We start from the raw sequence: 11,481 nt of genomic DNA on the forward strand, positions 1-11,481 counted from the left end.
CAAAGAGAAGCTAATAAATAGCTTCTCCCGCTTGGCAATAAATTAATATTGTCACTAATAAAGATTTCCTTCTACGCATGCTGTTGGTATAATATAGTAAGCCATACAAATTGAAATATTGGCTGTGGAGGATCCCTATGAAACCCATTGTTGGAATAACCAATGCCACGGGAATGATTTATGCACTACGTCTTTTAGAAACTTTCTATACACTCAACGCGCAAACCTGCCTTATTATGAGTCGCGAAGCCGAAGCAACTCTTAGCCAGGAAATGAATTGCTCTTTAATTCATGTTAAAAGTTTGGTTCATCACTTTTGCTTCCATGATGATACAACTTTACCATATAGCGAGCACGAAGCTGACTCTATGATCATCGTTCCCTGCAGTGTAGCCTCAATTGCAGCAATTGTTCATGATTCGCCCCTAAACACCCTGCAAGCAGCCGCTAATAATATACTGAAACTAAAGAAAAAGCTGATAGTGGTTATAAGTGAACCCATCTTTCTCCCTGATCATTTAAAAATCATGATGGATATGGCCTATAAAGGAGCCACTATTATGCCCTATATGCCAAGTTTTTATCATAAACCAACCAGTATTGATGATATCGTAAACCATCATACTGGCCGAATATTAGACCTGCTTGCTATCGAACATGACATGATAAAACGCTGGGGAGAACAATCATAATACCTTCCTTACTAAGCAGCTCCGTTTAAGCTGCCATTATTTTTTGAAACAATATTTGTAGTTTGCTTATTTTTGTATTAAAATGGTATATGTGGATTATAATATTTCTTTAGTTGATTAGGAGGCAGTTTTCTTGTTAGTTGACACTCATGTTCATACCTGTTTTTCCAATGATTCAAATATGGCCATAGAGACGGCTATCCATCGTGCGTCCGAGTTAGGACTGGCCATTACTATTACCGAACATATGGATATGGCGTATCCCGAGGCAGACGTTACCTTTGATATCAAACAGTATTTTAAAAACTATACAAAGTATCGAAGCGAAAAGGTGCTTCTAGGAATAGAGTTAGGAATGCGGACCGAATGTTTCAATGATAATCGCGATATCGTCAATAATAATCCTTTTGATTTTGTTATTGGTTCCATTCATTTTGTAGATAATATAGAAATCTATCTAGAGGAATTTTATCATTCCCGATCCAAGCTTGACACATATAATCGTTATTTTGAATCTATGCTGGACTGCCTGAAGACATACGATTTTATCGACAGTGTGGGACATATTGATTACATATCTCGCTATGCCCGCTATGACGATCCGGAACTTTACTATTATGAATTTAGTGATCGAATTGACGAAATACTAAAACTGGTTGCTCGTAACGAGAAAGCCCTGGAGATTAACACCCGCCGTCTGACAAATCCGGATACTGTAGCCAACCTGCTGCCCATTTACAAACGATTTCATGAATTGGGAGGACAGATGGTTACGCTTGGATCTGACGCTCATAAACCTGAATCGATTGGCAGTAATCTGGCGATAGCAACAGATATGGCAGAAGCTTGTAAGCTGAGAGTAGTCTATTTCAAGCAGCGCAAACCTGAATGGAGGAAATAGCTTTATGAAAATAAAACGGATTGATACTACCATTAGTACTGATAAGCTGAATGAATCCAAAGAGTTCTATATGCGTTACTTTAATTTTACATTAGTGTATGAGAGTGACTGGTATATTGAACTCATTGCTCCAGGATTGCCGGCTGGTATTAGCTTTACTAAGCCGCAACGGGATGCCGGCGAATTTTTTAACGGTTCTGGCATTATTATTTCTTTGGAAGTTGACGATGTTGACGCTGAATACAGTCGACTGAAAGAGGCTGAAGTTGAAATATGCCAAGAAATCATGGATAAGCCCTGGGGTGAACGCAGTTTTGTTGTTAATGACCCTAGTGGTGTTCATGTGTATATTTATAAATCCATTCCTCCAACCCCTGAGTATCAAGTGGTTTACGATTCCTTTAAGCAATAAATTTATTTTTGCTGACGTCCTATAGTGTTTTACACTCAAAAAAGTAGTCCGTCCACATGAAAAATGTGGCGGACTACTTTTTTGAGTCCACTCCCTCTCGCGATTTCTATAATATATTTGCCATACTAGCCGGGCGATTTTCCTAAAATCCGTAAACTCACTACGCTCAAACAGTACGGATTTTTCAACGGAATACCGCCCGGCTTTTCTCCTACGGAACGCTTTTTCCGGCAAAGGCCCTTTTAGCGGGTTCTACTATTAGTCCTGGCAGCAGGACCTTGCCCCCTTTGCAGTACCTGACGCTGACCAATCAGTTGCTTTACTCCTGCCCAGCCTGTCCCCACAGTTATCAGGCAAGCTCCCAGCCACACCAGATTGATCAATGGCTTATGACTGACCTCAGCCTCCAGCCGCGCCGGTCTGGCGGCATTAGCGGCCTTGCTGTCGTTATACTCTATAGTAACCTGTCCTTCCCGTGGTCTAATGCCTGTTATATGCAGCTGATACCGGTCAAAGGCGGTGACTGTCGAACCAACAATCTGTCCGTTTTGGCTAGTAAGCTCAGGCCGTACTTCCTGGGTCTGACCCCCGGTCGTCACCTCAAGGACAGTCTGTACCCGTACGGTGGTGCTTCCATCCATACCAGCCATAGTAAACGTTACAAGTTTCAGGCTAAGACCCTCGTGTGTTAGCGGCTGACCTTTGACCAGTGTCAATTCAGAACCAGACTCAACTTCTTTTTCAATTGGTGCAATATAGATATCAGCCAACAGGCTCCGGTAGATACCTGGCTCCCTGGCTGCAGGCATCCCTGCCTTATTCAGCTTAGTCAACGCCTGGACAATTGTTTTGTCCGGACCGACGTGAAATGTACGATAGATTTCTTTGCCTGACGGTTCTGACTCAGTTCCTTCATAGCTGATTTGTTGACCGAAAACAGTCTGTACCTGGCCAGCGCTAAACATCACAACTGCCGATTGGCTAGCTGCCCCTGAAGCCATAATCCCGGCAAGCAAGATAGCTACCCCGATATGGCTGCAGGCTGCTGCGCAGGACAATGTCCGGTTCCAGGCAGCATGCCCATTGGCTGCAGCAGCAGTAACTGCCAAGCAAAAAGCTATAACAACAAGCGGTTGCCCTAGTTTCAGCCAGCTACTCACAGCCAGGCCACCGATCAAAATTAGCCCCAGCCACCAATTTTTTTTGCACACTCCGCCAGTGCTGCCGCCCCATTTGCTAAGCGGACCAGCAATCAGCGCCACCCCGTAGGCAACTGCCAATGGCAAAGCCGCCTGATTATAAAAAGTGCTGCTGACACTTTGGGGACTCCCCAGAGCCATCGTAACCAGCGGTGTAGACATACCGATAAACACCAATACGCCCAGAAAGGCCAGTACCGAAGCCGTAAGCGCCAGCAGAAACTCCCGGCTGGCAAGTCTCAAATAAAGTTCTCCTGATGGCATTCCTGACCATTTAACAATATATAAGACATAAGCGATAAAAGTCGTCACCAACACTGTCAGACCTAACAAGCCGCCAACACCTTCATCGGTAAACGAATGGGTAGAAAAATCACTCAACACACCACTGCGGGTGAGAAAAGTGCCGTATAGTACTAAGATAAAGCTGGTAATTACTCCGGCATACACTTGCTTAACAGCAGCAAGTCGCACCCTCGCCAACACTAGCAGATGGATTACTGCCCCGGCTGCCAGCCATGGTACCAGCGATGAATTTTCCACCGGGTCCCAGGCCCAGTAGCCGCCCCAGCCCAATACCTTGTAAGCCCAAAAGCCGCCCAGAAACATCCCCGCCCCCAGACTTGACAATGCCAACATTGTCCAGCTTGCGGCTGGTTTCAGCCACTCCACATGGCGGTCACTCCACATACTGCCTAACGCATAGGCAAAGGGCACAGCCAACGCCGCATACCCCAAAAACAGCACAGGCGGATGAATAACCATCCAGGGGTCCTGCAGAAGCGGGTTAAGCCCAAAACCGTCAACACGCGGCTCGGTCAGCATCATAAACGGACTTTTCACCAAGAGCAGCCCCAGCAGTACTGCTTGAATAAGCGCATATACTGTCATGACAGGCGCCGGTGCTGCTGGCCTTTGCAATAATATTAACCCAAAGGCGGCATGAAATACCAGCCATAACATAAAGGAGCCTTCCTGACCTGCCCAGAAAGCGGCTAGCTTATACCCTAAAGCTAACTCCCGCGAGGAATAACCTGCTACATAGGCATAATCAAATCTGTCACCTACTATCAGGTACAGTAAATAGCAGGCTGCCACCCCGACCAAACCTGCGGACACGCCATACAAAATACGTGCCTTACCTGCCAACTGCCTTGCTCTTATTTGGTTGCGTCTGGCTGGCCAATAGCAAGCTATTACGCTCAGGGTAACAACAAGTGCTAGCAGCACTGCACCATAACCAATCATTGATTCACGCTCCCCTGGTATTTTGACGGACATTTAACTAACAGCTTGTCTGCCAGAAACTGCCCTTTAACATACTTACCAATAGCCACGATGCCAGTCGCCTGTTCTAAGCCATCAGGTTTAACACCCCGGTAGACTACCGTCACTTCCTCACCCGCATCATCACGCAGCACAAACTGCGTGGCTTGACCATCTTCAGCCGGTAGTACTTTGCCTACTCCCATAGTTCCCTTAACCTGAACAGTACTTTTGCTGCTTTTGGCCTGGGCAAAAGTAACATAAGGCGTAACCGAACTTTGAAAAGCTAACGCACTATACGCTACAAACCCAATAATCACAGCTAAACAGATTATCTGATGTTTTTTCATATATGCAGTTCCTTTCCTGACAGCTGTGCTTTCCTGGACACAGCCCGGCAGAGCAGCAAACAGTACAGCGCAGTACAACCGCCAAGAGCAGCTATGAGCACATACAACAATATCGGGTCCATCGCTACCGAGCCTGCACTATTAAGCACAGGCTCGGGGTGTAGTGAAAAATACATGCGGGGAATAACAAACACCAAAAATGGCACCGACAAACAGGCCAATAACGCATATACTGCCGATACTCCGGCCCGCCGCTCCTCCTCGTCAATCGCCGCGCGCAATGCTAAATAAGCACCATAAATCAATAGCAAAATAAACACCGTGGTCTGCCGGGGGTCCCAATTCCAATATGCCCCCCAGGTCAGTTTGGCAAATATGGCACCACTGACTGTAGCCAAAATACAAAAAATTAAGCCAAGCTTTGCCGAACAGGCACTTAGGCAATCATATTTGCGCTCTCTGGTTCGTAAATACTGGATAGCCGCTCCTGCTGACACCAAAAAAGCCAGTACCGACACCCAGGCAACCGGTATATGAAAAAAAGCTAACCTGACAAGATACCCTAATCCTGCTACCGGTGGCACCAGATAAAATACAGCGCCAGCAACTCCAACCAACCAACCTGCGATTACTACCGCAACTATATTTGAGTCCATATACTGTTGTCACCCTCCGCATTTTGCTTACAAACCTCTATTCAAGTTTGCCAAAGATAATCAAATAAGAGTACCCCGGCAGCAATCATAGCAGCATCATAACCTGCCATAAACAGTAATTCCGTATAATCCGGCATACCACCCGCTAAAATTCGGGCAGTACCGCTGATAGCGCTTAAAAACTGTGGCAGCAATACTGGAAACGTAAGCACAGTAAATATGGCATGCTTACCCTCGGCATACATTACCATGGCTGCTGTCAAAGTAGACACCACCGCAATCCCGGTGCAGCCCAAAACCAAAATAACCCCAAATGCCAGCCACTGCTCAACCTCAATAGCAAGAAAAATGACAAACAGCGGTACGACAAGGCAGGCCAAACTGGCTAACAGCACCAGATTAAATAGCAGCTTACCAAAAAACACAGCCTGAGGCGGGGCGTATAAACGTAGTCCTAAGAGCGTACCGGCCTCCTGCTCCTGAACAAATACCCGGGCTAAGCCTGCCATAGCACAGAAAAATAGGACAATCCACAAGAGCGCAGCTGCCAGATCCGGCGGCAAAGACGTACCAGCAATAGCCATACTGACACTGGAAAGGGTCGTAAGAGCAAACATGAGTAATGCCCCCGCCGCATAGCGCGTCCGATACTCACACAGCGCATCCTTGTGCCACACCGCTTGTATTGCTTGACTAAAGTTCAACTGTGGTACTGGCATATCCGGCCTCCTCAGGTTCGTTAGTAGCTAGTAGTACCACCGCCTTGCGCCTAACCGCAGATGCCACCAGCTCACCCACCAGAGCCTTCCCGTTGTTGTCAAGATTGGTCGAAGGCTCGTCCAACAGCCAAATAGCAGGATTGATGGCTACAAGCACTGCTAGCTTAAGCCGTTGACGCATACCTGTGGAATAGGTTTGTACCTGCTGTCCTGCGGCAATCCTATCTAGCCCCAGCTGTAGGCAAAAATTCGCCGCCTCACCAGGTGAGCAGGCAATTCCCCGTACCTTTGTCCAAAACAATATATTCTCCACCCCAGTGAGCGCCGTGTACATCGACATATCAGGAGCTACCAAGCCAATACCAGTTAATCCTTCCTTCACGTTAATTTCCCGGCCCGAGTCATTGCTAAAAAACCGCACCCGGCCTTGAGTTGGTCTGATTAACCCAGCAACAATCTTGAGCAGCGTGGATTTACCTGAGCCGTTATGCCCTGTTATACCCAGACACTGCCCTGGCAAAATTCCGGCATTAATATGTTCAAACAACCACCTATTGTCAAAGCGTTTACCGACATTTTCTACCACTATATGCATTTCTTTCACAATAATTACTCCATAAGGAATTTATATCCATCTTAATATGCCATCTTTATATCATTTTTATCGATATAGAGAAATAATAAAAGACTGATAATCATGTCATTACTAACAATGATTTTAAAAACAGCCCTGACACTTGACGTCAGGACTGTTGCTTTTGTTGTTTATCTCAATTGCTGAGTCAAGACTCCCGCCTCTACAGGTAGCGTCAGTTCAGGTGGAGTAGACTCTCCACCTGAACCCCCGATGTTTCAGCTCTGTTGAAACGAGTTCACTCTGTTACCTGAAAAATTTTATTGGCTGAATCGGCGAGGCGGCCTGCTAACTCAGCCAATGACTGACTAGATTTAGCCATCTCGTGGACAGCTTCTGTTTGCCCACTGACATGTTCATCAATAGTATTAATTTTGTGGGTTAATTGCATTATCGCCTGTTGAATGGCGCCTAGCGAGGTTGATATCTGGGTAACCGACTCTGCACTAGAAACCGCCAGTTTCCGAACTTCGGCGGCTACCACAGCGAACCCCTTACCCATTTCCCCTACCCGGGCTGCCTCAATGGCGGCATTTAATCCCAAGAGGTTTGTTTGACTGGCCACATTTTGAATAAAGCTTACAATCTCATTCGTCTGATTAGCCGTAGTCAACAGTGTTTTCCCCAATTGGTCCAATTCATTGCTGGTGCCAACCAGTTGGGCTGAGCGACTCGCCAGTTCTTGCAGCCCTGCCGTTAGTTCCTCAGATGCAGCCGCTAACTCGCTGGTAGCGTGATTGATGTTTTCGATCGCTGAAATGGCCTGATAGGTAGTAACACTGCCAACCACTGTGTCACCGTCTTTAAAGGGCATGGCATTAGAAATATAGGCAACTCCATAGTTTGACTTTTCCTTGGAAACCACTCGCACTACTTGTTTGCCTGTATCCAGTGCCTGTTTCGTCGTCCCTGGCAATACCGGATCTCCCACCTTGACCTTTAGATCCAACTCGTCTGCGGCAATATAAAGTACATATTTTCCTTCCCGCGAAATCAATACACCGATATCACCTGCAATTGTATCATTTAGATAGGGCGCTATATCGTAAAACATATCCAGAATCTGTGAACCGGTAAATTCCCCCATGTGTTAGTATCCTCCTGCCAGGCTATCGCCAACCAATTTTGTTTATTTTATTCTACATTTTTACTAATAACACCTTTTTTCGCAATCACTATAGATAATGCGTTACCGTTTGGCAACTGAGTGGCGCAAGGGCAACAGCGGCAACGGATCAACGACAAGCTGGCCTGACGGTAATTTGTCAACCGTAAAAATCTCAATGAGTTCTGAAGCTTTGGCTGGCTGATATTGTTCCAGCAAACCGGATTTCCAGGCCAGATAACCGATAATAGCTTCGGCTTTCACGCCCTGCAACCGCAGCGCCCCAATGGATAAAGCCTGCTGGCGTTTGGATAAGCGATGACCTTCCTGATCTATTAATAGCGGCACATGCGTAAAAACCGGAGCTTCCATTCCTAGCAGACGGTATAGCAACAGTTGGCGAGGTGTTGAACTTAAAAGATCGTACCCACGTAAAACATGAGTAATGTTCATAGCTGCATCGTCCACCACCACTGCTAATTGATAGGCATGAATACCATCAGAACGACGCACGACAAAGTCTCCAACCTCCTGACTGATATTCTGACTAACAAAGCCTGCGTGCAAATCTGTAAAACAAATTTCACCAGGTGGTACAGCTAAACGAAGCGCTGGACGCCGGGTTGCCTGCGTGGCATCGCCAGGCTTACGCAGCCTGCAGATGCCAGAGTAAACGCGTTCCCTTTCGCCAGCATGCGGCGCCGAGGCGGCCAGTTCCGCCCGGGTACAGTAGCAGGGATACACAAATCCTGCTGCGGCCAGCCGTTCAATCGCTGCCTGGTACAGTTCACGCCGCTTGTCTTGGCAGTAGGGCGCATACCGGCCGCCAATATCCAGCCCTTCGTCCCAATCAAGCCCCAGCCATTTCATATCAGCCATCAGACCTTTGACATAAACAAGCCGAGATCGCTCAGGATCAAGATCCTCCACCCTCAACACCATGGTTCCACCAAGAGCGCGCACCTGCAGCCAGGCCAGCAGCGCTGTCCAGACATTCCCCAAGTGAATTTCACCTGTAGGACTGGGAGCAAAACGCCCCCGCATTGTTCGCATAATAAACCTCTTGCCTCCTTTTTAGGGAAGTTAACCTTTCTATAGAAAAATAAAAACCGGGGCTTGATGGCCCCGGTTTATTTTTACTCCTGACCTTTCTGAGTTTCAGCAACATCATTGGTTATACCAAGCTTGTCAAAAAGTGTAAAGGCCAAACCCAGGATGATAGCTACTATCGTAGCTAACGCCATGCCTTTCAGTGTAACCGAACCAAAGGTCATGTGGGCACCGCTGACACCGATAATCAGGACAACAGCGGTTAAAATTAGGTTGCGTGAACGGTTATAGTCCACTTTCGAATCCACCAGTATCCGAACACCGGAGGCTGCGATTACCCCAAATAATAGCAGCGATACTCCACCCATAACCGGGCCAGGAATGCTTTGAATAAGAGCTGCCAGTTTACCCACAAAGGATAAAATAATAGCCAGGACTGCGGCAAAGCCGATTACCCAGACACTATAGACCCGGGATATAGCCATAACGCCAATGTTTTCTCCATATGTAGTATTGGGTGTAGAGCCAAAGAACCCAGATATCATTGTCGATATACCATTGCCTAATAAGGACCGATGTAATCCTGGTGATGCTGACAAATCGCGACCCACAATATTACTGGTAACTACCAAATGGCCGATGTGTTCGGCAATAACTACTAATGAAGCAGGAATGATAATTATGATGGCTTGCAGATTGAATTCAGGCGTATAGAAGGTAGGCAGCGCAAACCAGGGCGTTGTGTATACGGCTGCTAAATTGACCATTCCTAATGCCAATGCTAAGGCATAGCCGGCAACAATACCAATTAATATTGGAATAACAGCAAAAAAGCCCCTGAATAACACTGAACCAAGAATAGTCACCCCGAGCGTAAAGATCGATACCATTATCGCTTGGGAATCAGGAGTCTTGGCCAACAGCCCTGCCATGTCAGCAGCAACCGGCGCCAGTTCCAGGCCGATAATGGCGACAATGGCGCCCATGGCTGCCGGTGGAAAAACAACATCAATCCATTTTGTACCGACAACGCCAATACTTAAGGCTACGATAGTAAAAATAAGACCACTTGCAATGAAACCACCGAGTGCAGCCCCATACCCGTATTGGGTCAATACCAAAAATACCGGTGATAAAAAAGCAAAGCTTGAGCCAAGATAGGCTGGAATTTTTCCTTTAGTAATACATATGTAGAGCAGTGTGCCGATACCATTCCACAATAATACAGTTGCGGGGTTAATTTTAAATAAAATAGGTACAAGGACTGTGGCTCCAAACATGGCAAACAGGTGTTGCAGACTTAACGGCAGCGTTTCAATCATCGGTAACTTTTCTTCCACTTGAATAGTGCGTCGCATGTAACTCCTCCTTAATACTAGTAAATAACTTATCTGTCAGCAAGGCCGATTTACTGCATTTTTTCGGTCTCAGATTTTGAAGATAACCTGATAAGTTTTCATAATTTTAAGCCCTAGGGCGATTTTTGTCAAGATATGGAATGCAATGAATCTATATCTTACTCTTACTCAACATTGTTGTAGGGGTCCCAGTCAGTCAAATATCTCAATTGGGCTTCAGCTGCCTGCAATTCCTGGAGCAATCTGGCCTTATCCTTGGGCAAAGTACCTGCCAAGCCAATATGATTAGAGCTATGGGTGCTTCTAAACAAACAATGACTACCTAGCGGTAAATCAATGGCGCTTACCAGTTGGTAGAGTTCGGCCATAATGTTAGCTGGTGGTAAAGGCATAAATTCACCACGTTCAAATTGCTCTACCAGTTCACTACCGCGGTATAGCATTAACGTCAACGCACTCACCATCTGAGGGCGAATAGTATTTACCGCCTGCGCTGTATGGAATGCATGCCGGCTAGAATGGACTTGCCCGCCAAGACCGGCAATAATCATAACTGACAGTTTGATGCCGGCAGCAACAATACGCTGACCAGCCTCGATCGTTTCGGCTGCGCTAACACCTTTATTCACCTGTCTTAGCACAATATCATCGCCTGACTCCAGTCCATAATAAACCAACCTGAGCCCGGCATCCCTGAGCGCCGCCAGTTCTAACGGCGTTTTATTCAATATGTCTTTTGGCCCGGCATAACAAGATACTCGTTGTAAACGGGGAAAGGTTTGCTTTAAAAGCTGCAATATGTCTAACAGCTTGTCTGTTGCCAGAACCAATGCGTTGCCATCTGCCAAAAATATACGGCGAATGTTCTGGTTATACGGTTTAGCGGCATTAATCTGAGCCATTATCTCTTCCCGGGGGCAGGTGCGAAACATAACTGACCGGTACATAGTACAATACGTGCAGGCATTATGCGAACAACCAATTGTCACTCGCAAAATAAAGCTGTATGCCTCACTGGGCGGACGAAATACCGGTCCCTCGGCATTGGCAAAATACAAATATATCGCCTCTAGTCTAAGTAAAATTACCGTTCTATATACAACGTGTTAAAGATTTTTCAGGTTGGTGGTGTGTTGGCA

The 11,481-nt window shown here is 46.4% G+C and carries 12 protein-coding genes; 3 read left to right on the forward strand and 9 right to left on the reverse strand.

Annotation, left to right across the window (positions count from 1 at the left end; translation table 11 throughout):
* Positions 1-137: 137 nt before the first annotated feature.
* The 3 genes from ACZ449_RS15840 (at position 138) to ACZ449_RS15850 (ending at position 2,005) form a co-directional block, all read left to right on the forward strand.
* Positions 138-692: a UbiX family flavin prenyltransferase gene (locus ACZ449_RS15840; RefSeq protein ID WP_464257033.1), complete on the forward strand. Its 555-nt coding sequence runs from the start codon at positions 138-140 to the stop codon at positions 690-692.
* 133 nt (positions 693-825) lie between these two features.
* On the forward strand, positions 826-1,593 hold the full coding sequence (locus ACZ449_RS15845; RefSeq protein WP_464257034.1) for a histidinol phosphate phosphatase: 768 nt from the start codon (positions 826-828) through the stop codon (positions 1,591-1,593).
* A 4-nt stretch (positions 1,594-1,597) separates the two neighbouring features.
* A complete protein-coding gene (locus ACZ449_RS15850; protein ID WP_464257035.1) occupies positions 1,598-2,005 on the forward strand; it encodes a VOC family protein in 408 nt (135 codons plus the stop codon).
* A 242-nt stretch (positions 2,006-2,247) separates the two neighbouring features.
* Here the strand turns inward: ACZ449_RS15850 and ccsA are convergent, their stop codons facing one another.
* The 9 genes from ccsA to ACZ449_RS15895 all read right to left on the reverse strand — a co-directional run bounded on the left by ccsA (position 2,248) and on the right by ACZ449_RS15895 (position 11,400).
* Positions 2,248-4,452: a cytochrome c biogenesis protein CcsA gene (gene ccsA / locus ACZ449_RS15855; RefSeq protein ID WP_464257036.1), complete on the reverse strand. Its 2,205-nt coding sequence runs from the start codon at positions 4,450-4,452 to the stop codon at positions 2,248-2,250.
* Positions 4,449-4,820 (reverse strand): cytochrome c maturation protein CcmE domain-containing protein, encoded by a 372-nt coding sequence (locus ACZ449_RS15860; RefSeq protein ID WP_464257037.1) that lies wholly within the window; start codon positions 4,818-4,820, stop codon positions 4,449-4,451. The genes ccsA and ACZ449_RS15860 overlap by 4 nt, the downstream gene beginning before the upstream one ends.
* Positions 4,817-5,476, reverse strand: a complete 660-nt coding sequence (locus ACZ449_RS15865) for a cytochrome c biogenesis protein (protein ID WP_464257038.1) — start codon at positions 5,474-5,476, stop codon at positions 4,817-4,819. The genes ACZ449_RS15860 and ACZ449_RS15865 overlap by 4 nt, the downstream gene beginning before the upstream one ends.
* 41 nt (positions 5,477-5,517) lie before the next feature.
* Positions 5,518-6,195, reverse strand: coding sequence for a heme exporter protein CcmB (locus tag ACZ449_RS15870; RefSeq protein WP_464257039.1), 678 nt, complete (start codon positions 6,193-6,195; stop codon positions 5,518-5,520).
* Positions 6,170-6,790: an ABC transporter ATP-binding protein gene (locus tag ACZ449_RS15875; protein ID WP_464261886.1), complete on the reverse strand. Its 621-nt coding sequence runs from the start codon at positions 6,788-6,790 to the stop codon at positions 6,170-6,172. Before ACZ449_RS15875 ends, ACZ449_RS15870 begins: the two co-directional genes overlap by 26 nt.
* Before the next feature lie 277 nt (positions 6,791-7,067).
* Entirely contained in the window at positions 7,068-7,916 is an 849-nt protein-coding gene (locus ACZ449_RS15880; RefSeq protein WP_464257040.1) for a methyl-accepting chemotaxis protein, read from the reverse strand.
* 102 nt (positions 7,917-8,018) lie between these two features.
* The gene (gene gluQRS / locus ACZ449_RS15885) at positions 8,019-8,987 is read right to left on the reverse strand and encodes a tRNA glutamyl-Q(34) synthetase GluQRS (RefSeq protein WP_464257041.1); all 969 of its coding nucleotides are present in this window, start codon (positions 8,985-8,987) and stop codon (positions 8,019-8,021) included.
* Between the two features lie 83 nt (positions 8,988-9,070).
* Complete coding sequence (gene uraA / locus ACZ449_RS15890) at positions 9,071-10,342, reverse strand: uracil permease (RefSeq protein ID WP_464257042.1); 1,272 nt, start codon at positions 10,340-10,342, stop codon at positions 9,071-9,073.
* A 164-nt stretch (positions 10,343-10,506) separates the two neighbouring features.
* Complete coding sequence (locus ACZ449_RS15895) at positions 10,507-11,400, reverse strand: radical SAM protein (RefSeq protein ID WP_464257043.1); 894 nt, start codon at positions 11,398-11,400, stop codon at positions 10,507-10,509.
* Positions 11,401-11,481: the final 81 nt, after the last annotated feature.

The sequence above is a fragment of the Desulfosporomusa polytropa genome, from assembly GCF_055380075.1.

Excerpts from the sequence above, each read along its gene's own strand:
- ACZ449_RS15870 (WP_464257039.1), bottom strand. The coding sequence starts at position 6,195 with ATGCCAGTACCACAGTTGAACTTTAGTCAAGCAATACAAGCGGTGTGG.
- ACZ449_RS15850 (WP_464257035.1), top strand. The coding sequence starts at position 1,598 with ATGAAAATAAAACGGATTGATACTACCATTAGTACTGATAAGCTGAAT.
- ccsA (WP_464257036.1), bottom strand. The coding sequence starts at position 4,452 with ATGATTGGTTATGGTGCAGTGCTGCTAGCACTTGTTGTTACCCTGAGC.
- gluQRS (WP_464257041.1), bottom strand. The coding sequence starts at position 8,987 with ATGCGAACAATGCGGGGGCGTTTTGCTCCCAGTCCTACAGGTGAAATT.
- ACZ449_RS15875 (WP_464261886.1), bottom strand. The coding sequence starts at position 6,790 with ATGCATATAGTGGTAGAAAATGTCGGTAAACGCTTTGACAATAGGTGG.
- ACZ449_RS15860 (WP_464257037.1), bottom strand. The coding sequence starts at position 4,820 with ATGAAAAAACATCAGATAATCTGTTTAGCTGTGATTATTGGGTTTGTA.
- ACZ449_RS15865 (WP_464257038.1), bottom strand. The coding sequence starts at position 5,476 with ATGGACTCAAATATAGTTGCGGTAGTAATCGCAGGTTGGTTGGTTGGA.
- uraA (WP_464257042.1), bottom strand. The coding sequence starts at position 10,342 with ATGCGACGCACTATTCAAGTGGAAGAAAAGTTACCGATGATTGAAACG.
- ACZ449_RS15880 (WP_464257040.1), bottom strand. The coding sequence starts at position 7,916 with ATGGGGGAATTTACCGGTTCACAGATTCTGGATATGTTTTACGATATA.
- ACZ449_RS15840 (WP_464257033.1), top strand. The coding sequence starts at position 138 with ATGAAACCCATTGTTGGAATAACCAATGCCACGGGAATGATTTATGCA.